Here is a 21,851-nt window from a genome sequence, read left to right on the forward strand (position 1 = left end):
AAGCTGGTGTGCGGTGGCCATTCCGTTGTCGCGATCCGGCGATTGCCGGTCACACGCCCTTGTCGTTCGGATTGGCGACCGCGTCCTTCAGTGGTGCCGTCATCGGGAAATTCAGGTTCACGTTCTTCGGTGGAATTGGCCGCGTGAACCATTTTGCGTAGAGCACCTGGAATTCATTGCTCTTCATCATGGCGACCAGCGTCCGGTCGACCAGCGCCTTGAACTCCGGATCGCCCTTGCGGATGATCAGCCCGTAGGGCTCGGTGCGCAGGCTGTCGTCGATGATGCGCCAGTCGGACGGATTGGGACTGCCCGCAATCAGGCTGGCGAGCAAAATGTCGTCCATCACGAAGGCATCGCTGCGGGAGGTGGTCAGCGCCAGGAACGACGCGGCATGATCCGGCGTCAGGATGTTCTTGGTCTGAAAGTTCTTCGCCTGGGCGCGCGCGCTCAACAGTCCGATCGAGGTTGATCCCGAGGTCAGCGAGACCGGCCTGCCGCCGAGATCCTCGAAGGTCTTGATCGGCGCATCCTTCTGCACCACCGCGCGGATGCTCGACACGAAGATCGTGGTGCTGAAGGCGACGACTTTCTGCCGCTCCAGCGTGTTGGTCGCGGGACCACAGACGATGTCGATGGTGCCGTTCTCGATCAGCGGTATCTGGGTGGAGAGCTGGATCGGCTGCAGCTTGGTCTGCAGCGCCGGCAGCTTGAGCTCGGTCTTCACCGCTTCGACGATCCGCGCGCAGAGGTCCATCGCGAAGCCGACCGGCTTCTGATTGTCGTCGAGATAGGAGAACGGGACCGAGACGTCGCGGTGCCCGAGCCGGATTTCGCCGGTGTCGCGGATCTTGGCAAGGGTCCCGTCGGGCGATTGGGCTTGCGCCGGGGCCGCTGCCGTCGTCGCAAGAAAGGCTAGGTAGATCAATCGCTTGAGTGCTTTATTCATCAGGTGCTCGCAGATTCCGGCAGAATTGGATACGATAGTTGATGATTTTATACATTGGATTGCATAATCAGCAATCTGATTTTATACAATCGTGGCCAGGTCGGATACCTTGGCTTGGCACCAGCGAGAGAGAAGCCGGATGGAAACTGGAACCGCCGCAACCCATCGAGGGGCCGGACCTCACGGTTCCGCGCCGGACGCCGTGCGCGAGGCGCTGCGGGCCGCGATCAGCTCCGGTGAACTCGCGCCGGGACTGCAGCTCCGCCAGGACGAGCTCGCTGCGCGGTTCGGCACCAGCCGCATCCCGGTGCGCGAGGCGCTGCGCCAGCTCGAGGCCGAAGGCTTTGTCACGTTCCTGCCCAACCGCGGAGCGGTGGTTTCGGATCTCTCGATCGACGAGGTGATCGAGCTGCTCGAGATTCGCATCGCGCTCGAGTGCCACGCGTTGCGATTGGCGATCCCCGCGATGGGCGAGATCGATCTCGAGGCGGCGACGAAAATCCTCCGCGCCTACGACGCCGAGCCCGATCCGGCGCAATGGGGCACCTTCAACTGGAAATTCCACGCCACGCTCTACGCGCCGTGCAATCGGCCGCGTCTGCTCAGCATGATCGAGGCGAATTACGGCCACGTCGGCCGGTTCACGCGGGCGCTGGTGTCGCAGGCGACCGGCAAGGAGCGTCCGCAGCGCGAGCACTACCGGCTGCTCGAATTCTGCCGCGACGGCGAGGTCAAGAAGGCCGTCCGCCTGCTGCGCGATCACATCGAGGAGACGCAGAAGACGCTGCGCTCGGCGCAGCGCCAGGCGGTGCGCGATGCGAGCCCGGAACGTCCCGCCTGATTGCTGCACGGACAATTTGAATCATCGCAGGCTCCGTCGCGGGCCTTTGGGAGACTACGCGTGAAGACCAATGACGTCGAAATCCTGGTGATCGGTGCAGGCATCGTCGGCATCGCCACGGGCTACTACCTCGCCGTCGAGCACAAGCGGTCGCGTCTGTTGATCGTCGACGAGGGCCAGCCGATGGCGCTGACCTCGGCGCAGTCAGGCGAGAACTACCGCAACTGGTGGCCGCATCCGACGATGGCCGACTTCACCGATCATTCCACCGACCTGATGGAGGAAATCGCGCGCCGCAGCGACAACCGCATCCACATGACGCGGCGCGGATATCTGCTGGTCACGCGCGAGGAGAAGCCCGAGGAATTGCTGCAGCAGCTCTACGCCGGCTATGGCGCGCAGGCCGCGAAGCTGATCCGCCTGCATGAAGGGTCGAGCCGCGGCTATGTGCCGCCGCATTCGGCGGACTGGCAGAGCGCGCCTGACGGTGTCGATGTCCTGCGCGGTCGCGATCTCATCCAGACCCACTATCCGACCTTCGACAAGGAAGTCTCGACCGCACTGCATATCCGCCGGGCGGGCGACATCAGCGGCCAGCAGCTCGGCCAGTACATGCTGGAGACGATGCGGCCGCTGGGCGCGCAGTTCCAGCAGGCGAGGGTGGTCGGCATCGCGAAGACCGATCGCTTCGTTGTCGACGTGCTGGCCGATGGCGCGAGGCAGACCATCAAGGCCGACATCATTGTCAATGCCGCGGGCCCGTTTGCCGCGGATGTCGCGGCGATGCATGGCGAAGAGCTTCCGATCGTCAATGTGCTGCAGCAGAAGATCGCGTTCGCCGATCGCAACCGCGCGGTCGATCGCAAGATGCCGTTCGCGATCGATCTCGACGGCCAGACGCTGGCCTGGTCCGATGACGAGCGCGAGGCGCTGTCCGCGGCACCCGAATTCGCGCAGCTGCTGGCGCCGATGCCGGGCAGCATCCATTGCCGGCCCGATGGCGGCGATCATGGCGAGTGGATCAAGCTCGGTTGGGCCTTCAACGCCGAGCAGACCACGGTGCCGGTCCGCGAGCCGGAGCTGAACCCTTATTTCCCCGAGGTGGTGCTGCGCGCGGCGAGCCGCTTGCAGCCGCGGCTCGCGCAGTATCTCGGCGCCTTGCCGCGCGACCGCGTGCATTACGGCGGCTACTATCCGATGACGAAGGAAAACTGGCCGTTGATTGGGGCTGCGAAGACGCCGGGCGTGTTTCTTGCCACCGCGCTCTCCGGTTACGGCACGATGGGCGCCTGCGCCACCGGCGATCTCTGCGCCCGCGCCGTGGTCGGCGCGCCCGTACCCGAATTCGCCCGCAGCCTCTCGCTCGCGCGCTATGACGACAAGGCGCTGATGGCCGAACTCGCGGCAAGCGAAAGCCGGGGGCTGCTGTAGCTCAATCTCAGCTCCGTAGCCCGGATGAAGCGAAGCGCAATCCGGGGCCTATGTGGCCTCGCGGCGAGACCCCGGATTACGCTTCGCTTCATCCGGGCTACGCACTACGCACTGTCATCGCCGCAGCACGGCGATGGTGCGGTTGGCAAACGTCAGCCGCTCCGCCATCACGGAGACGAAATAGGTCAGGAGCTTGTGGCTGAGCTCGGGGTCCTCGTCGCGGATCGCCACGAACTGGCGGGTGTTCAGAACGTATAGCACGCTCGCCGTCTCGGCCTGGATGGTCGCGCTGCGCGGGGCGTGCGCGACGAGACCCATCTCGCCGATCGTGGTGTAGCGGCCGAGGCTGCGCACCCGCGTGGTGCGGCCGTCCTCGGCGGGCACCATGATGCCGACGCGGCCGTCGAGGATGAAGTGCATGGAATCGGCGGCGTCGCCGGCGTTCACGATGATCTCGCCGGCGTCCACCTCGATGCGCTGGCATCGCCGGATCAGCGTGTCGGCGTCGTTCTCGCTGTCGAGCATCCCGGTGAACCAGCCGCGCAGGTCGGCTTCCTCCTGCGCGAGCTCCTGGTGCTGGGAGATGATCTGGTTCTCGCACCACTCCAGCGCGTGATCGAGCTCGTCGATCACGGTGACGCCGTCGGTGATGAAGTCGCTGGCGCGCAGCACCTGCTCGGCCTTGGCCGGCAGATGCACCAGCACCAGCTCGACGCCAACCTCATGCGCGCTGCGCTTGATCTGCGCAAAGCTGTAGACCGCGGATGAATCGACGCCGGTGACGAGCTTGAAGTCGAACAGCAGATAACGGCACTCCGGGTGTTCGCGCAGCAGCGCCTTGACGTGCTGGTAGAGCCGGTTGGCGGAACCGAAGAACAGGTAGCTCTGCAGGGTCAGCCCCTGGATCTTGCCGCCATGGGCCGACAACACCTCGCGGTCGTCGCGCGAGCGATCCAGCGAGCTGCGATACTCCGAGCCGTCAAAGCCGTATTTGATCGCCTCGACCCGCGCCGCGCTGAGCGCAAAGGTCGCACAGCCGATGATCACCCCGATCAGGATGCCGGGCACGAAGCCCCAGGCCACGATGATGACGATGATCGCGAGCAGCGACACATATTCGGTCCGCGACAGCCGCTTGCGCGATTCGATCATCCATTTGTGCAACTGGTCGGCGCCGAGATAGATCAAGAGCCCGCCGAGCACGAATTTCGGCATGTAGCCGAGCAGCTGCGGCGCCACGGCCAGCATCAGCAGCGAGATCGCGGCAACCGTCAGGCCCGACAGCGGGCCGCGTCCGCCGCTGGAGAAATTCAGGATCGAGCGGCTGACCGAAATGCAGCCGGCGTAGCCGGCCAGCGCGCCGGTCACGATGTTGGCGAAGCCGGTGATGTTGAGTTCGCGCTCGAGATTGGCCTCGCGATGCACCGCGACCTCGATGCCGGTGGTGTTGAACAGCGTGCTTGCCGCCGTGACGAAGACGACGGCGATCATGTTGCCGAGCAGGTCCGGCACCGCCGACCACGGGTACTGCGCGAGCTCGGCCGTGTGCCATGGCAGCATGAAGGTCGATGCCGGCGGCGGCTGGAAGGTCCAGCCGGTCAAATGAGCTTCCTCCGGCGTAATGCCGATGATCCAGAATGCGAGATGCGCCACGATCACGCCGGTAACCAGGATGATCGGCAGGCCAAACGGGGTCCGCGAGCGGTGCCAGGTCAGATAAAGCACCAGCGCCATCGCGCAGGCGGCACTGAGCTCGGAGATCGTGATGACGTTCGTGAAGTGGAAGAGCGTGCCGAGCTGCACGGGGTAACCGGTGATCACCCTGATCGCGCCCAGCACGATCAATAGGCCGGTTGCCCCGAGGAACCCGCCGACTACGGGGTAGGGCACGTAGCGGATGGCGCGGCCCAGCCGCGTCAGTCCGAGGCAGCACAGCACGATGCCGGTGACGATGGTCGAGAGCCCAAGCGTGATCAGCACCGGCGTAAGCAGCGGCGCCGTCGGGTCGGCCGCACCGATGCGCTCGACCAGCGAGGCCATCAGGATCCCCGTTACCGCCGCGGTCGAGCTGTCAGGGCCGGCGACGGCGAAGGGCAGCGAGCTGCCGAGCGCGATCAAGGTCGCAAGCACGGCCGAGGAGATGAATGTCGCCGCGACGCCGTATGACAGATAGGGCGACAATGGCCCGGCGAAGATCAGCAGCGCGTAGGACAGGCCGAACGTGATGCCGAGGACACTGGCGGCGCTGCCGCCGAGAACGTCATGCATGGCCCGTCGCGCGCGCGAGCCGAAATAAAGCGATCGACTAATCACGTTGAAAAATGTCCTGAACTTTCGCCGTCAGTCGTAGACGAGCCCAGCGCAGGACGACAACAGGATTTTTGTGACAACCGGTTCTCAATACGCGCATTTTCTGCCTCACCCGGTCGCGGGCGAGGGCCAGGGTGCGGTGTTTCCGGATCGGATGTACCGATGCGGTCGGATTGCCTAGTGTCCCGAATCCGAAGTTCGTATCATTCGCCGCACCTTCGGAGCGAACTTCGGATTCGATCAGGAAACTAGCAAACTTATGATTCTAGTGTGCTTTACGAATGCGAAGTTCGTGAAAGCGGCTGCCGCGAAATCGCACGAACTTCGCATTCAGCACACTAGCCGAGGCTGTCCATGAATGCGCGTAACCGCGGCGCCCATTTGTGCGCGTCGCGGCCCGATGCCGAATGGCCGTAGTCGCTGTCGAGCAGAAAATAATCGGCGTCGACGCCGGCGGCCTTCAGTGCCGGCATCACCTGGGGCGCAAGCTCCGGCGGGAACAGCTTGTCGGTCCGCGACAGGACATAGAGCACCTTGGCCTTGATCTGTCCGAACTGCGCCGTAACGTCGAAGCCACGCAGCGCCTTGGCCAACGTCAACAGCGAATTGGCGTCAAACCCCCTGGCCCATTCCGTCGCCTCGGCGCGGATCGCGGCTTCGATCGCCGCGGGATCGGTCAGCGTATCGCGCAGCCGCGTTTCGATGCCGTAGGTCTTCAGCGTCGCGGTGCGGATCTGGATCATGCTTTCGAGCACGCCGCCGTGATCGTAATAGTCGCCGCCGCTCCAGCTCGGATCCTGCGACAGCGCCGCCATCAGGCGCGCGACGTTGCCCTCGGCGCGCTCGCGCGGCACCAGCGGCGCGGTGACGACAGCGGCGATGCCGCGCATCGCGTCCGGATAGTTCACCGCCCATTGCAATGCCTGGAAACCGCCATAGGACGGGCCGACGATGGCAACGAGCTTGTCGACGCCGAGTTCATCGAGCATCGCGCGCTGGGTGGCGACGATGTCGCTGACGGTGATATCAGGGAAACGCGGCCCGTAACGCCGGCCGGTCCGCGGGTCGATGCTTGCCGCATTGGTCGAGCCGTAGGACGAGCCCAGCATGTTCGGGCAGATTGCGAAGTAGCGGTTGGTGTCGACAGCCTTGCCGGGGCCGACGATCTCGTTCCAGCTGCCTTCGCCGGTCGATCCGCCGGGATCGATCATCTGCGGCCCGCTGGTGTTGCCGTGGGTGATCAGCACGACATTGTCGCGGTTGGGCGCCAGCGTGCCGACGGTGCGGTACGCGATGGTGACCTCACCCAGCACGCTGCCGTTCTCCAGGCGGAAATCGGATGTGGTGAATGTCTTCAGCTCGGTTGCGGGCATCATGTGTTCCGGATGGTTACGCCAGCTCAGCACGTTCGCGGTAGGAACGCAAAGCCTTGAGCTTAAGCCTTGAGCTCAAGCACCGCGATGGTGCAATTCGCAGACCTCAACCATTCCCGCCCTCATTGCCGAAGGCGCCGTGGCGGCCGACACCCGAGGCGAAGCGAGCAGCACCCGACAGTGTTTCGCCCGACGCGATCACGTCGAGGCCACCGCGCATTTCGTTCTTGATCGCCTCTTCCTCGTCGAGGTCCCATTGCCGCAACGCCGACAGGCGGTCGGCGCGCATGCAGTTCTGCGGGAATTTCGCGATGTCCTTGGCGAGCGCAATGGCATGCGCGCGCGTCTCGCCCTTCGGCACCAATCGGTTCGCGAGCCCCATGCGAAGCGCCTCGGGGCCTGCGACCGGGCGGCCGGTGAGGATCAGATCGATCGCCTGCGAATGGCCGATCAGCCGCGGCAGGCGGATGGTGCCGAGGTCGATCAGCGGCACGCCGAAGCGGCGGCAGAACACGCCGAAGGTCGCGTCCTCGGCGACGACGCGCATGTCGGCCCACAGCGCAAGCTCCATGCCGCCGGCGACCGCAAAGCCCTCGATCGCGGCGATCACCGGCTTCGAGAGCCGCAGCCGGCTTGGCCCCATCGGCGCAATCGTGTTGTGACCGCCGATCTCGCGCTTCTTCTCGGGATCGCCGGCTGCCACCGCCTTCAGGTCGGCGCCGGCGCAGAAATAGCCACCGGTGCCGGTGAACACCGCGACCGATGCGCTCGCGTCGGCGTCGAAGGCCAGGAACGCGTCATACAGCTTGCGTGCGGTGGCGCCGTCGACGGCGTTGCGGTTGTGCGGACGGTTGATGGAGATGATGGTGACGGGACCATCGCGCTCGACGAGCACGGTATCGGCATCGGACATGGGTCGCTCCCTGGCTTGTTGCTTGGCGCCAACGTAACGTTGCCCGTCAGGCAATGCCATCACGAACGAAGGCGACGCGGATGGTCGGGTCGCCGATCGCCTCATGCGCATCCTCGAAACGGACGCGGCGGGTGATGACATGCTCCGGGTGGTAATGGCCTGCCGCCACATGCGCGACGCAGTCGGGCAGTTCGGCGCGAACATTGACGCGGCTGACCTTCAACGTGATCCCGACTTCATACATATGCCGCAGCGGGACCGGCGTGGTCTCGGCGAAGTCGCCATACATGCGCTGGCAGATGCCGTTGGGTTCCGTTGCGCGGAATGCGAGCAGCGTGCTGGCGTCGGTCGCGGCCGCATCGATCACGATCGGGAACAGGCCGGGCGGCTCCATCGACAGGCCGCTTGGGGCTTCGATGATATCGGCACCGAGCGACTTCGCCTTGGCGAGGCGCGGCGCGTGGTCGTCGAGATAGACGACGCGGCCCGCGCCGCGCGCCACTGCCGCCTGCACCGCAAACAGCGCGAGCGACTGCGCGAAACCGCCGATCACGAGCACGTCGGCGCCGGGCCGTTGCGCGAGCCAGCGCGCCACGGCGCTGAACCCGTCGGTCGCGCCGTCCGCAAGCCCCGCGGTTTGCGACAGGGCATGGCCGTTCGGCTGGCGGACCAGCATGTGATCGGCAAACGGCACGCGGATGAGGTCGGACAGCCCGCCGCCATATTCCACGCCGCAGACCGGCTTCAACCCGTAGGAGGAGCGAAACGGCACCCCCGTGCAGGCATTGGTGTGGCCGCGCCGGCAGCGGTCGCAAGTGCCGCAACTGATCTGGAACGGAACGATGACGAGATCGCCGGGCGCGAAATTCTTCACCGCGCCGCCGACGTCGACGATGCGGCCGGCGGTCTCATGTCCCAGCGCAAACGGACCTGCGAGGCCCGACCGGCCGTGCACGATCGCAAGATCGAGATCGCAGCGCGTCACCGCGAGCGGCTGCACCAGCGCGTCGCCGTCATCCTGTAGCCTCGGCGCGGGAACGTCCCACCATTCGACCTTGTTGCCGCCGATATAAGTCAATTGCCGCATCGTGCACTCTCCGCTTTGAGCCGAGAGTGCAGCGCGGTGGATGCGCCGACAAAAGGTTTGTCTTCAACAGGGGTGAATGAGATTCACCTGGCGCCTAGTGGCTGACACGGTCAGGTGATGCCAGGTGTAGCGCGTCGCGTCGCTCCCCCCGTCATCCTGAGGTGCGAGCGCAGCGAGCCTCGAAGGATGCACGGCCCCGCTAGCGGCCGTCGACCCTTCGAGACGGCCGCGTTGCGGCCTCCTCAGGGTGACGGTGATAGAGCGAACGCGCCGACGATGACGCTAGACCTTCAGCTCGGTCCCCGTCACGCGGCGGTACGCCTCGAGATACCGCTTGCTGGTCGCATCCACCACGCTCGCCGGTAGCGGCGGGGGCGGGGCGTCGCCGTTCCAGCGGCGGGCGTGGCGTTCGACATCGAGATAGTCGCGCAGCGGCTGCTTGTCGAAGCTCGGCTGCGGCTGGCCGGGCTTGTAGGCATCGACCGCCCAGAACCGCGAGGAGTCCGGCGTCATCACCTCGTCGATCAGGATGATGCGGCCGTCTCTGTCGCGGCCGAATTCGAACTTGGTGTCGGCGATGATGATGCCGCGGGCGCGGCTGGTCTGTTCGCCGTAAGCGTAGACGTCGCGCGCCATCTTCTCCAGCGTCGCGGCAACGTCCGCGCCCACGATCTCGCGCACCCGCTTAACCGTGATGTTCTCGTCATGGCCGGCCTCGGCTTTGGTCGCCGGGCTGAAGATCGCGGGCTCGAGCTTCTGGCTCTCGACCAGGCCCGCCGCCAGCTTCTCACCGGCGAGCGTGCCGTCGGCGGCGTATTCCTTCCACGCCGAGCCGGAGATGTAGCCGCGGATCACGCATTCGATCGGGAATACGGTGGTGCGCTTGCAGAGCATCGCGCGACCGAGGATGTCGGCGCGATGGTTCTTCAGCTCAGGGACCGCGCAGATGATCTCGTCGGCATCGGCGCTGAGCATGTGATGCGGCACGGTGCCTTCGAGCTGCCGGAACCACCAGGCGCTGATCTGGGTCAGCACCGCGCCCTTCATCGGAATGGTCTCCGCCATCACCACGTCGAATGCCGAGATCCGGTCGGTGGTGAGCAGCAGCACGCGGTCGTCGCAGACGGCGTAGATATCGCGCACCTTGCCGCGGCCGATCCGGGGCAGGGGCAAATCGCTGGATAGCATCGCGGTCATGGCATTGTCTTTCTGGGCGGTGTTCAAAGACGTGCGCCCGCACGAGGCGTGCGGGCGCCGAAGATTATCACAGGAAATAGCTCACTCCGGCAGCGGAATGAACTCGTGTTCATGCGGAACCTGCGCGAAACGCCCGGTTTTCCAGTCCTGTTTGGCCTGCTCGATCCGCTCCTTCGAGGACGAGACGAAATTCCACCAGATGTGGCGCGGTCCTTCCAGCGCATCGCCGCCGAGGAACATCATGCGGGTCGGCCGCAGCGTCTTCACGGTGATGCGGTCGCCGGGCCGGAAGATCAGCAGCCGCGGGCCCTCGTGGCGGTCGCCCGCGATCTCGACCTCGCCGTCGACGAGATAGATCGCGCGCTCCTCGTGATCAGGGTCGAGCGGCACCGAGGTGCCGGCCTGCGCAGTCACTTCCGTGTAGAACCACGGCGAGACCATGCTGACCGGCGAGCTGATGCCGAACGCCGAGCCGGCGATGACGCGCGCGGTGAAGTCGCGCTCCGAGATCATCGGCAGGTCACCTGCGCCATAATGCTGGAATGACGGCGCGATCTCTTCCTTGCCGGCCGGCAGCGCGATCCAGCTTTGCAGACCGAGCATCTTCTGGCCGTCGCGGCGCTGCACGTCGGGGGTGCGCTCGGAATGCGCGATGCCGGCGCCCGCGGTCATCAGGTTCATGGCGCCGGGCTGGATCTCCTGGATGTTGCCCTCGCTGTCGCGGTGCATGATGCTGCCGTCGAACAGATAGGTGACGGTGGCGAGCCCGATATGCGGATGCGGCCGCACATCCATGCCCTTGCCGGCGAGGTACTGCACCGGACCGAAATGGTCGAAGAAGATGAAAGGCCCCACCATCTGCCGCTTGCCATGCGGCAGCGCGCGGCGCACGGCAAAGCCGTCGCCGAGATCGCGGGTGCGCGGCACGATGATCAGATCCAGCGCGTCGCAGGTCTTGGGATCGCCGAGTTCGGGATCGGTCGAGGGCTGCCAGCTCATGTCGGACTCCTTGCAGTTTTGCCGGATCATACTCTTTTGCAGCGATCATACGCTCTATCCGTCGTCCCGGCCAAGCGAAGCGCGAGCCGGGACCCATAACCACAAATGTCAATTCTTGCGCTCGCTGGGGCCGCGGCTTGCTTCAACAACGCAACCCTGTGGTTATGGGTCCCTGCTTTCGCAGGGACGACGGCGGAGTGTTCGGCTCTGGCGTGCGTTTCATGACAACGGCATAATTCCGGAAACTGGAGCATGTCATGGTTTCTCTGATCAAGCCGGGCGCAAGGCTGCTGCAGGTCGATGGTCCCGTGATCGAAACCGCGCGCCTCATCCTGCGGCCGTGGCGCGCGTCCGACATCGCTGACAACACGAAAATGCTGTCCGATCCCGAGACGGCGCGCTTCATCACGCCGGATCATCAGCCGGTCACCTCGGAGCTGAAGGGCTGGCGCAACGCCGCCGTCATCTCCGGCCATTGGGCGCTGCACGGCTTCGGCATGTTCGCGGTCGAGGAAAAATCCTCCTCCCGCTACATCGGCCGCGTCGGGCCGTATTATCCGCCGGGCTGGCCGGGCTTCGAGGTCGGCTGGGGTATCGCCAGGGAGTGTCGCGGCAAGGGCTATGCGGTGGAGGCGGCGCGCGCCGCGATCGACTTTGTGTTCGATAATTTTACTATCGACCGCATCATCCATTGCATCGATCCCGCTAACGTCGCCTCGCAGGCCGTGGCGCGGCGGCTGGGCGCGGTGAACGAAGGCCCGGGCAAGCTCGAGGGCGATGCCGTCGATATCTGGGTGACGCAGCGCAGCCGCTGGCCGCGCGATGGTTCTTGAAAAATCTCGCCTGACGGACGATTCTCTGCTGACCTTGGAGATCGCATCGACCGATGACCTTTGCCGCGACCGAACTGTGCCTGCGCGCCGCCACCGTGACGCTGCTGCTGGTGCTTGCGGCCTCGATGTTCGTGGATTTCCGCAAGGTGCTGGCCGGCCAGCTCGCGGTCGCCTTCGCGCTCGGCTCGGCCGCGCATGCGGTGACCGCGTCGATTGGTGCCGGCCCGCCGGTCTCGGACTGGCATGCGCCGCTGATCGCGCTCTCGACCGGCGACATCGTGGTGTTCTGGCTGTTCACGCGTGCGCTGTTCGATGACGCGTTTCAGCTGCGCTGGTGGCACGGCCTGATCTGGGCCGCGGTCGTGGCCTACAGCTTCGTCAATTGCATGTGGATTGCACCCGCCGGTCACGCGCAGATCGCGATCATCATGGTCAATTCGCTCACGCTCGCCTTCGTTGCGCTCGCGGTGGCGCAAACCATCGGATCGTGGTCGGCAGATCTGGTCGAGCGCCGCCGCCGTGTCCGCGTCTTCATCGTCGCCGCGTCTGCGCTGTACGGCGGCATGAACGCGCTGCTCCAGATCGCCTATGCCGGCAGCCGCGTGACTGTGGAATGGGCCAATTTGCTGAACGCGGCCGTGCTCACCGTCATCGTGGCCGCGATCACCTGGGCGATGATGCGCGTCGACGGCGCCGACCTGTTCACGGTGCCGGCGGAGGCTGTCGTGCTGACGAAGCCGGCCGCGGTCGAGGAGGCGGCGGACCAGAGACTGGTCGATGCCCTGATGCGGCTGATGGCGGACGAGCGCATCTATCGCCACGACAACATCACGATCGGCGCGCTCGCAACCCGGCTGAAGATCCCCGAATATCGTCTCCGGCGGCTGATCAACCAGCGGCTCGGCTACCGCAATTTCAATGTCTTCCTCAACAACCACCGGATCGAGGAGGCCAAGACCGCGCTCGCCGATCCCTCGCAGGCCGAGGTCCCCGTCATCACCATCGCGATGGACGCCGGCTTCCAGTCGCTCGGCCCCTTCAACCGCGCCTTCAAGGCCACCACGGGGGTGACCCCGACGGAGTACCGGAAGCTGAAGGCGGTGTAATTGGCGCCGCATACGCGGCTTTCCCTCTCCCCTTGTGGGAGAGGGTGGCTTCAATGCGGAAGCATTGAAGCCGGGTGAGGGGTCTCTCTCGGCGGATGCAGACCCCTCATCCGGCGCGGATTTCATCCGCGCCACCTTCTCCCACAAGCGGAGAAGGGAAGAGGCGTTGCGAATACAGGGCCTTGTAATCACAGCATATTTCCAGAATCGGCGAGCCGCCCCGAGTTCTCGACTAGCCTCATTTCCAAATCCGGCGAGCACTACCGCGTCCGCTGCGGCCTGATCCCGGCCACGCGCCCAATGCGCCATGCCGGAGGATCCCGTGACCCGTCGAAAGCTCTTTCTTGTTCTCGTCGCCACCACCGCCTGCGGTGCGCTGGCGCTGTCCGCCGCCCGTGCCCGCGACGTGCCGAACGTCGCGACCGGCTTTGTTGCGAATGTCGTCTGCTCGGAGACCTTCGTCAGCGGGCTCGATCCGAAGCGAAACCTGGCTGAGACCACGGACGCGATGCCGGGGGCCGGCCTGATCACCTGGGCGATGGACACCGAGGTCGACCTTGATCGCAAGGACGTCACCGTGACGCTGTTCGGGCTCGGCCGCAGCCATGCGGTCTATCGCGATGGGCTGGGCTGCACTCTCGACCACGGCGAGACGCTGGCCGATGGCCCGCTGCCGCCCTCGAGGCCGCAAGCCGCATTGCTGCCCGAGATCGCAGGTCCTGCGCTCGTCGCGCCACAAAGCGCGCAGCTTGGGGCCGCGCTCGACCGCGCCTTTGCCGAGCCGGCGGAGCCGCCGTTCCGCCACACCCGCGCTGTCGTCGTGATGAAGGACGGTCGCGTCGCCGCCGAACGCTACGCCGACGGTATCGGCATCGAGACGCCGCTACTCGGCTTCTCCATGAGCAAGTCGGCGGTCTCGGCCCTGATCGGAATCCTCGTCCGCGAGGGCAGGCTGACGCGCGACCAGCCGGTGCCGATCGCGGCCTGGCGGAATCCCGACGATCCGCGCCACGCGATCACGGTCGACGAGCTACTGCGTCACACCGCAGGGCTTGCGCTCGGCAGCTCGCTGCAGGCGTCGCTGGCGTCCGTGCTCGAGCCGGTCAACCGCATGAAGTACATGGAATCGGATATGGCCGCCTTCGCCGAGAGCGCTGCGCTGGAGAGCATGCCCGGCCGGGTCTGGAATTATCATGACGGCAACTACCTGATCCTCTCGCATCTGATCCGCAACGCCGCCGGCGGGCACGCGGCGGACGTCATCCGCTTCGCGCGTGAAAAGCTGTTCGGTCCGCTCGGCATGCGCAATGTCGTGATGCAGTTCGATGCTGCGGGCACGCCGGAAGGATCGGGCGCGATGATGGCGAGCGCACGCGACTGGGCGCGTCTCGGCCAGCTCTATCTCAATGACGGGATGGCCGGCGACAAGCGCATTCTGCCGGAGGGCTGGGCGGCCTATTCGGCTTCGGCGACGCCGAACGCCTGGGTCGGCTACGGCGCGGGCTTCTGGACCAACCTCGGCGACAGCTTCGGTGCCAACCATCGCATCGCGCATGGCTGGCCGCGCGATGCGTATTTCGCCAAGGGCACGATTGGACAATATGCCGTGATCGTGCCGTCGCAGCGGCTCGTCATCGTCCGGCTCGGCCGCTCGCCGAACATGCCGCCCGAGGCGGACGGCGTGTCCGATCTGGTCCGTGACGTCGTGACGGCAACCTCAACAAGCGCGCGGCTCGCGGGCGGCAATTGACTGGCGCGTCACGCACCACCCGCGCGATCGTGGATTGAATCGCGATCTCCGGAATTTTCTGATGCCGTGGCGCATCTCGCAGGAGGTGCGCCACAGTTCTTCAAGAACCGCCTCAGCCGGAGACCATCATGCCGAAAGCCTACTGGATCGTGCACGTCACGGTGCACGATGAAGCGCGCTATCCCGAATACCTCGCCGCCGCGATGCCGATATTCGCCAGATACGGCGCCAATTTCATCGTGCGCAACGGCCCCTATGAGGTGATGGAAGGCGCGACGCGCCAGCGCAACTTCGTCATCGAGTTCCGGGATCGCGCCACCGCGATGGAATGCTACACCTGCCCCGACTATCAGGCCGCCAAGGCGATCCGGCAGAAATATTCGGACGGGGATTTTGTGATCATCGATGGAGAGGAGTAGACTCTTCGTCATTTCGGGGGCGCGCGAAGCTGCGCCCTCATCCTCACCTGTCATCGCCCGGCTCGACCGGGCGATCCAGTACGCCGCGGCCTCTCGGTTCAAGCACTGGCGTCTCTGGAATACTGGATCACCCGCATGCGCGGGTGATGACACCGCGTGATGTGACGCCTTGAATTGCGACCCATCCTCATCGTCGTCCTGGCGAAGGCCAGGACCCATTACCCCAAATGAGAATTGTTGTGCGGGGCTGCGGCCACAGTTCGCTCTTGCAGGGACGACAGCGGCGGGTGTGGCGCGCGGCCTGCGCTGTAACGGTGGATTCGCTTACTGCCGTCCCAGCTGCGTCGCCTTCTCGACGCGGTCGAACCGCTCCAGCGTCAGGATTGCGTCCGCGAGCTGGTCGGCGCGCTTGTCGAGCACCGGGCGGGCCAGCGTCAGGAACTTCTGCTGCATCGCTTGCGCATCGGGGAACGAGGTCGGCTCACCGGAAGGATCGGCATAGAGGCGCTCATGCACGGCGTCGTCGGTGGTGATCGAGACACGGGCGCCGAACGGATGGGTGCGGCCGATCTCGAGGCGGTCGTCCTGCACGACGTCGAACTTGTCGGCGAGCGCATCGATCGCCGCATCGCCGAGCCGGTCGTAATCGTCCCAGCCGAAATGGCCCTGGTCGAGCGCGATCGCGCCGGTGAAGAACATCGAGAACTGGCCGCCGACCACCGAAGTCGGGTGACGCTTGGTGGCGGCATCGCCAGTCAACGTGATGCCGTTGCGGTGCAGGCCGATCTCGACCTTCCTGATCTGGTCCGGCGTCAGATTGTGCTCGCGCCGCATCGCGATCAGCGCGTCGATCGCGGCGTGGGTATAGCGGCAGCTCGGATAGGGCTTCACGCCGATCTTCAGGGTCTCGTAGGTGTGGCCCAAATCCGCCACCGCCTTGTCCGGGTGGGCGTCATCGGTATAGCCGACCAGAAGGCCGTGCTTGCCCTCGACCGACTCGCTCGAACCGATGAAGTCGTTGCGCGCCAGGGTCGCGGCGATCACGCCGTTCATCGCGGCGGCGCCGACCTGGTAGCGCTTGTTCCAGGCGCCGTTGACCAGGAATTGCAGCGAGCCGGCGGCCTGGCTGCCGGAGACGCCGAAGGCGGAGACGATCTGTTCCTTCGACAGCCCGAACAGTTTTGCCGCCGCCGCAGCCGCGCCATAGGTGCCGGCGGTCGCCGTCGGATGGAAGCCCTTGGCATAATGCGAAGTCGGGTCCAGTGCGTTGCCGAGCCGGCAGCACACTTCATAGCCGGCGACGATCGCGGTCAGCACGTCGCGGCCGGAGGCGCCGACCATCTCGCCGACTGCGAAGGCGGCGGGCACCACCGGCGCGCTCGGATGCAGCGAGGAATCGGCGTGGGTGTCGTCGAAATCGAGTGAATGGCCGAGCGCGCCGTTGAGCAGCGCCGCCACCGCCGGCGTCCAGGTCTTGGTGTCGCCGAACACCGTGGCCTCGCCCTTGCCGTCCAGCGCCAGCGCCTCCAGCATCTTCATCAGCGAGGGCGTCGATTCCGCATCGCGGCGGGCGCGGATGGCGCCGCCCAGGAAATCCAGCGTCAAAACCTTGGCGCGCTCCAGCACCTGCGGCGGGATATCGCAATATTTCAGGTCGGCGACGTAGGCGGCGAGCGTTGCGGTTTCGTGGGCCATCGTGTTTCCTCAATTTTGCGGCGCAGGGTAGGCGGGCAGGTTTGGCCTTTCAAGCCACCTTGCCGCCGCGGGCAGCAGCCATGCTTCGGGCCGCTGAGCCTCAAGTCATGTAACACGGGCCTTTCCATTGATTGCGGATCAGGGTGCATGAGGACCTTCGCAAAACGCATGTTCGACCAGCTCTGGACCCGCAAGACGCAGCTGGCGCTGGCGGTCCGGATCGCGTCCGCGGGCGTCGCGGCCTATGCCATCGCACTGGCGCTGCACCTGCTGCTGCCGCTATGGGCGGTGCTGACCTCGCTGATCGTGACCCAGATGAGCGTCGGCCGCTCGCTGAAGGCAACCCGCGACTACATGCTCGGCACCATCGGCGGCGCCATCTATGGCGGCGCGATCGCGGTCCTGATCCCGCATTCCGGCGAGGGCAGCCTGCTGGCGCTGCTGGTCCTGGCGATCGTGCCGCTGGCGTTCATCGCCGCGCTCAATCCCAGCCTGAACTCGGCGACGGTGACGGCGGTGATCGTGCTGCTGCTGCCGACGATGCATCATTCCAATCCTTTGGATTCTGCGATCGACCGCGTGCTCGAGGTCACGGTCGGTGCGCTCACTGGCCTTGTGATCTCGTTCCTAGTGCTGCCGTCGCGCGCGGTCAGCCAGATCAGGGTCAATGCATCGAAGCTGCTGGAACTGCTCTCGGCGGCGTTCGCCGAATTGCTCGCAGGTCTGACCCGCGGGCTCGACAACGACGCACTGCACCGGATCCAGGACGGCATCGGCACCGCGGTAACCAATTTGCACGCCACCGGCCTCGAGGCCGAGCGTGAACGCACCATGCATCTGTCGTCCGGGCCGGACACCGGTCCGCTGCTGCGGACGATTCAGCGGCTGCGGCACGACGTCGTGATGATCGGGCGCGCCTGCGTCGTGCCGCTGCCGGCCGACATCCAGGCCAGGCTGGCGCGGCCATTGGCCGACGTCAGCAACGCCATCGTGACTTATATGGTGGCAGTGGCGACCGCCCTGCGCGCCGGCAGCGGCCCGGCCGACATGGCACCGGTCGATGCCGCGCTGCATGCCTACAGCGAGGAGGTTGCCGCGGTGCGCAGCGAGGGCCTGACCCGGGGGCTTCCGGTCGATGCCATGGAGCGGTTCTTCGCACTTGGATTTTCGCTCGACCAGATGCGGCAGAACCTGAGCGACCTCAAGCGCTGCCACGGCAATTGGTGCACCAACGAAGAGGCTTCCGGGAAGATCGTTGCGGAAACGTCGGAGAAGAGCGCGGCATGACCTTTGGCTATGCCGAGCGGCGCGCGAGGCCCTTGCCCTCCATCCGCCAGATCAGGAGGTCGATACGGTCCTGACCGAAGAACGGCTCGCTTTCGAATACAAAGGTCGGCACGCCCCAATGGCCGGAGGCCGCGTGCGCGTCCTCGTTGCCCTTGACGACCGCTTCATGGCGATCGGGATCGGCAGCGATCGCCGCATCCATCGCGGCGAGGTCGAAGCCTGCAGCAGCGGCCGCTTTCGCCAGATGATCGCCCTCGTTCCAGCCCTTCACCGAGCCGTCCCACAGCACGCGGCTGATGGCGGCAGTGAAGGCAAGCGACCGCCCCTCGAGCTGCGCGGCGGCGCCGAGCCGGCTCAGGCGATGGATGTAGGGCTGATGTTCGGCGACGTCGAGCGTCGTCATGTCCTGCACGATCGGGTCCGGGCGCGGAAAGCGGAACGGGATGTTCTCATGCTTGGCGACGCGGCTGGAGTCGAGCACCACATAGCGGGCGAATTGCGGATTGGTCTTCTTGAAGAAGCCTGGCACGCGCACCGCGAGCGGATAGACCGGCCGCAAATTCACCGTGAGGTCGTAGTCGGCGACCATCCTCAGCGTCTTCGGCAGCGCCAGATAGCTGTACGGACTGCGGAACGAGAAGAACAGGTCGACCGCCAGGGTCATGCGCTAGCCTCCGTTCGGTGTGACCTCGACGACCTTCACCAGTCTGCGTGCCAGCACGCGGAAACGCAAGATCAGGAGGGTCGCATAGACCGCAGTGCCGAGCGACAGCCCGATCCAGACGCCGGGCGCCTTGAGCCCGGCCCAGAAGGCCAACGCAGAGGCCGACGCGAACCCGATCAGCCAATAGCTGATGACGGCGAACAGCAGCGGCACCTGGGTGTCGTTCATGCCGCGCAGCGCGCCAGCGGTGGTGGTCTGCACGCCATCGGCGATGAAGAAGGTCGCGCCGATCAGGAGCAGCATCGCGGTGAGCTGCGCGGTGGTGTCAGAGGCCTCGCCGAGGAACAGCGCCGCGATCTCGAAGCGCGCCAGGATCACCGCGAGCGTCATGACGCTCATGAAGACGCCGGCGAGCGCGACCGCGACAAAGCCGGCGCGCTGTACCGCGTCGGTGTCGCGGCGGCCGACCGCCTGACCGACCCGCACGGTGGCGGCCATGCTGATGCCGAACGGCACCATGAACAGGATCGCCGCGATCTGCAGCGCGATCTGGTGCGCCGCCAGCGCCGTGGTGCTGATCAGCCCCATCAGCAGACCGGCCGCGCCGAACAGGCCGTACTCCAAGAGGAAGGCGATCGAGATCGGTGCGCCGACGGCGACAAGCTTGCCCATCAACGGCCAGTCGATGCGCCAGACGCGGCTGAACACATGGTACTTGCGGAACGGGCGGCGTCGTGCCGCGAACCACACGCCGGCGAGGAAGGTGCAGAGATTGACGATCGTGGTCGCAAGTCCGGCGCCGAACATGCCGAGCTCGGGCATGCCCCATTTGCCGTAGAGCAGCAGGTAGACCATCAGCGCATTGGCCGGGATCGCCGCGAGTGTGATCCATAGCACCGGCTCCGGCCGGTTCACCGCGCTCATGAAGCCGCGGATCGCAATGAACCACAGCGCCGGCAGAATGCCCCAGGCGAGCCCGAACAGATATTGCTGCGCCAGATGCGCGGTGGCCTGGGTCTGGCCGAGCGCGAGCAGGATGCGCTCGCCATGAAACGGCAGCGCCATCAGCGGCAGCACCATGAAGAATCCCGCCCACAGGCCGACGCGGAGTGCGCGCCGCATCACGCGCGGGTTGCGCGCGCCGAACGCCTGTGCGGCCAATGGCGAGACCGCGGACATCATGCCCATGCCGATGGTGAAGCTGACGAAATACACGGTATGCGCCAGCGCCGCCGCGGCGACGTTCTCGCTGCCGAGCCGTCCGATGAAGGCGAGATCGGTGGTCATCATCGCGATCTGGCCGAGCTGCGTCAGCGCAAGCGGCACCGCGAGCTTCAGCGTTTCCGCGAGCTCGGCCGTGAGCAGCTTGCGAGGGACGGCAAGCGCCGCCCCGGAGGCGACGACGGCCGCGCGCGACACGGCCGGGTCGATCTTGTCGATGCAGGTCATGGCGGCACGTCTAGCACGGCAAACCGGCCGGAAGGATGGCTAAACCGCCCAAACGCGATGATCTCACGCAGAGATCATCGCGGCCCAAACTGTCGTTTGAGCATGGTCCGAGCGCAACACACTTGGCGTTTGCCGCGGGAAAACCGCTTCACGTTTTTCCGGATCATGCCCGGATCACGATCGCGTTGGTATCCGCTTGATCTTGGCGCCGAGCGCGTTGAGCCGTTCGTCGATCCGCTCATAGCCGCGCTCGATCTGGTCGGCATTGTTGATGGTCGAGGTGCCGTTGGCGCACACCGCGGCCAGCAGCATCGCCATACCGGCGCGGATGTCGGGCGAGTTCATCGGCGCGCCGCGCAGCCGGCTGGGACCGGCCACGATTGCGCGATGCGGATCGCACAGCACGATGCGGCCACCCATCGCGATCAGGTTGTCGACGAAGAACATCCGCGACTCGAACATCTTCTCGTGCATCAGGATGACGCCGTCGCACTGCGTCGCGGTGACGATCGCGATCGACATCAGGTCGGCCGGGAAGGCGGGCCAGGGCTGGTCCTCGAGCTTCGGCACGTGACCGCCGAAATCGTCCTGGATCTTCATGGTCTGGTTCGACGGCACGACGAGGTCGTCGCCCTCGATGCCGCAGACGATGCCGAGCCGCTCAAAGCCCATCCGGATCGAGCGCAAATGCTCGACGCCGGCGCGCGCGATGCGCAGCGGTGAGCGGGTCACCGCGGCAAGGCCGATCAGCGATCCGACCTCGATATGGTCGGGCTGGATCGCGTAGGTCGTGCCGCCGAGCGTCGCCTGGCCGTGCACGACGATGGTGTTGGTGCCGATGCCTTCGATCCTGGCGCCGAGCGCGACCAGGAAGTTGGCGAGGTCCTGCACATGCGGCTCGGAGGCCGCGTTGCGCAGATAGGTGGTGCCGCGGGCGGCGACGGCGGCGACCAGCGCGTTCTCCGTCGCGGTGACGCTGGGCTCGTCGAGGAACACATCGGCGCCCTTCAGGCGGGAAGCGCGGAATTCCAGCCGGTGCGTCGCGGTGACCGTGGCGCCGAGCTGCTCGAAGGCCAGAAAATGGGTGTCGAGCCGGCGCCGGCCGATCACGTCGCCGCCGGGCGGCGGCAGCGCGACCTCGCCGCAGCGGGCGAGCAGCGGACCTGCCAGCAGGATCGAGGCGCGGATCCGCGCGCACAGCGCCGGATCGAGATCGGCGGCGCGGATCTCCTTGGCATGGATCTGCAGCGTGTTGCGCTCGGTCCATTCGGCGCTGGCGCCGACCGAACGGCACAGCTCGACCAGCGTTTCGGTGTCGCGAATACGCGGCACGTTGGTCAGCGTGACCGGATGCTCGGTGAGCAGGGCAGCTGCGATGATCGGCAGCGCGGAGTTCTTGTTGCCCGACGGCTCGATGGTGCCCGAGAGGCGGCGGCCGCCTTCGACGATGTATTGGATCGGCGGCACGCGGAATGTCCCCTAACGCATCATCCAGACTTGGATTCAGACTTGGATTCGAACTTGGCCACACAAAATTCCGCAATGGAA

18 protein-coding genes are annotated in these 21,851 nt (G+C 65.8%); 7 read left to right on the forward strand and 11 right to left on the reverse strand.

What is annotated here, in order from left to right; all coding sequences use genetic code 11:
* Window positions 1-49: 49 nt before the first annotated feature.
* A complete protein-coding gene (locus tag ACE10Z_RS00680; RefSeq protein ID WP_375786228.1) occupies window positions 50-949 on the reverse strand; it encodes an amino acid ABC transporter substrate-binding protein in 900 nt (299 codons plus the stop codon).
* A 139-nt stretch (window positions 950-1,088) separates the two neighbouring features.
* On the opposite strand from ACE10Z_RS00680, the gene ACE10Z_RS00685 reads away from it, so the two are divergent.
* Window positions 1,089-1,790 (forward strand): GntR family transcriptional regulator, encoded by a 702-nt coding sequence (locus tag ACE10Z_RS00685; RefSeq protein WP_375786229.1) that lies wholly within the window; start codon window positions 1,089-1,091, stop codon window positions 1,788-1,790.
* A 60-nt stretch (window positions 1,791-1,850) separates the two neighbouring features.
* Complete coding sequence (locus tag ACE10Z_RS00690) at window positions 1,851-3,221, forward strand: NAD(P)/FAD-dependent oxidoreductase (RefSeq protein WP_375786230.1); 1,371 nt, start codon at window positions 1,851-1,853, stop codon at window positions 3,219-3,221.
* 114 nt (window positions 3,222-3,335) lie between these two features.
* Here the strand turns inward: ACE10Z_RS00690 and ACE10Z_RS00695 are convergent, their stop codons facing one another.
* From ACE10Z_RS00695 to ACE10Z_RS00720, 6 genes are all read right to left on the reverse strand, one after another.
* Window positions 3,336-5,489 carry an SLC26A/SulP transporter family protein gene (locus tag ACE10Z_RS00695; RefSeq protein ID WP_375786231.1) on the reverse strand — a complete coding sequence of 718 codons (2,154 nt, stop codon included), beginning with the start codon at window positions 5,487-5,489 and terminating at the stop codon, window positions 3,336-3,338.
* A 380-nt stretch (window positions 5,490-5,869) separates the two neighbouring features.
* A complete protein-coding gene (locus ACE10Z_RS00700; protein WP_375786232.1) occupies window positions 5,870-6,904 on the reverse strand; it encodes an alpha/beta fold hydrolase in 1,035 nt (344 codons plus the stop codon).
* Between the two features lie 106 nt (window positions 6,905-7,010).
* On the reverse strand, window positions 7,011-7,817 hold the full coding sequence (locus ACE10Z_RS00705) for a crotonase/enoyl-CoA hydratase family protein (protein ID WP_375786233.1): 807 nt from the start codon (window positions 7,815-7,817) through the stop codon (window positions 7,011-7,013).
* A 46-nt stretch (window positions 7,818-7,863) separates the two neighbouring features.
* Window positions 7,864-8,904 (reverse strand): zinc-binding dehydrogenase, encoded by a 1,041-nt coding sequence (locus ACE10Z_RS00710; protein WP_375786234.1) that lies wholly within the window; start codon window positions 8,902-8,904, stop codon window positions 7,864-7,866.
* 282 nt (window positions 8,905-9,186) lie between these two features.
* Window positions 9,187-10,101, reverse strand: coding sequence for a phosphoribosylaminoimidazolesuccinocarboxamide synthase (locus tag ACE10Z_RS00715; protein WP_375786235.1), 915 nt, complete (start codon window positions 10,099-10,101; stop codon window positions 9,187-9,189).
* Window positions 10,102-10,182: 81 nt separating this feature from the next.
* A complete protein-coding gene (locus ACE10Z_RS00720; protein ID WP_298370341.1) occupies window positions 10,183-11,100 on the reverse strand; it encodes a pirin family protein in 918 nt (305 codons plus the stop codon).
* A 257-nt stretch (window positions 11,101-11,357) separates the two neighbouring features.
* Between ACE10Z_RS00720 and ACE10Z_RS00725 the strand changes: the two genes are divergently transcribed.
* From ACE10Z_RS00725 to ACE10Z_RS00740, 4 genes are all read left to right on the forward strand, one after another.
* The gene (locus tag ACE10Z_RS00725; protein ID WP_375786236.1) at window positions 11,358-11,933 is read left to right on the forward strand and encodes a GNAT family N-acetyltransferase; all 576 of its coding nucleotides are present in this window, start codon (window positions 11,358-11,360) and stop codon (window positions 11,931-11,933) included.
* A 53-nt stretch (window positions 11,934-11,986) separates the two neighbouring features.
* Window positions 11,987-13,039: a helix-turn-helix domain-containing protein gene (locus tag ACE10Z_RS00730; protein WP_375786237.1), complete on the forward strand. Its 1,053-nt coding sequence runs from the start codon at window positions 11,987-11,989 to the stop codon at window positions 13,037-13,039.
* A gap of 322 nt (window positions 13,040-13,361) precedes the next feature.
* A complete protein-coding gene (locus tag ACE10Z_RS00735) occupies window positions 13,362-14,789 on the forward strand; it encodes a serine hydrolase domain-containing protein (protein ID WP_375786238.1) in 1,428 nt (475 codons plus the stop codon).
* Between the two features lie 128 nt (window positions 14,790-14,917).
* A complete protein-coding gene (locus ACE10Z_RS00740) occupies window positions 14,918-15,208 on the forward strand; it encodes a DUF1330 domain-containing protein (RefSeq protein ID WP_375786239.1) in 291 nt (96 codons plus the stop codon).
* Window positions 15,209-15,532: 324 nt separating this feature from the next.
* Here ACE10Z_RS00740 and ACE10Z_RS00745 read toward each other — a convergent pair whose 3' ends face one another.
* Entirely contained in the window at window positions 15,533-16,903 is a 1,371-nt protein-coding gene (locus ACE10Z_RS00745) for an MmgE/PrpD family protein (protein WP_375786240.1), read from the reverse strand.
* Between the two features lie 147 nt (window positions 16,904-17,050).
* Between ACE10Z_RS00745 and ACE10Z_RS00750 the strand changes: the two genes are divergently transcribed.
* The gene (locus ACE10Z_RS00750; protein WP_375786241.1) at window positions 17,051-18,190 is read left to right on the forward strand and encodes an aromatic acid exporter family protein; all 1,140 of its coding nucleotides are present in this window, start codon (window positions 17,051-17,053) and stop codon (window positions 18,188-18,190) included.
* A gap of 7 nt (window positions 18,191-18,197) precedes the next feature.
* Here ACE10Z_RS00750 and ACE10Z_RS00755 read toward each other — a convergent pair whose 3' ends face one another.
* The 3 genes from ACE10Z_RS00755 to murA form a co-directional block, all read right to left on the reverse strand.
* On the reverse strand, window positions 18,198-18,854 hold the full coding sequence (locus ACE10Z_RS00755) for a 2-hydroxychromene-2-carboxylate isomerase (protein WP_375786242.1): 657 nt from the start codon (window positions 18,852-18,854) through the stop codon (window positions 18,198-18,200).
* Between the two features lie 3 nt (window positions 18,855-18,857).
* Window positions 18,858-20,303: an MATE family efflux transporter gene (locus tag ACE10Z_RS00760; RefSeq protein WP_375786243.1), complete on the reverse strand. Its 1,446-nt coding sequence runs from the start codon at window positions 20,301-20,303 to the stop codon at window positions 18,858-18,860.
* 174 nt (window positions 20,304-20,477) lie between these two features.
* Complete coding sequence (gene murA / locus ACE10Z_RS00765) at window positions 20,478-21,770, reverse strand: UDP-N-acetylglucosamine 1-carboxyvinyltransferase (protein ID WP_375786244.1); 1,293 nt, start codon at window positions 21,768-21,770, stop codon at window positions 20,478-20,480.
* Between the last annotated feature and the right edge of the window lie 81 nt (window positions 21,771-21,851).

The organism is Bradyrhizobium sp. Pha-3, from assembly GCF_042258615.1.
Lineage (GTDB): Bacteria > Pseudomonadota > Alphaproteobacteria > Rhizobiales > Xanthobacteraceae > Bradyrhizobium.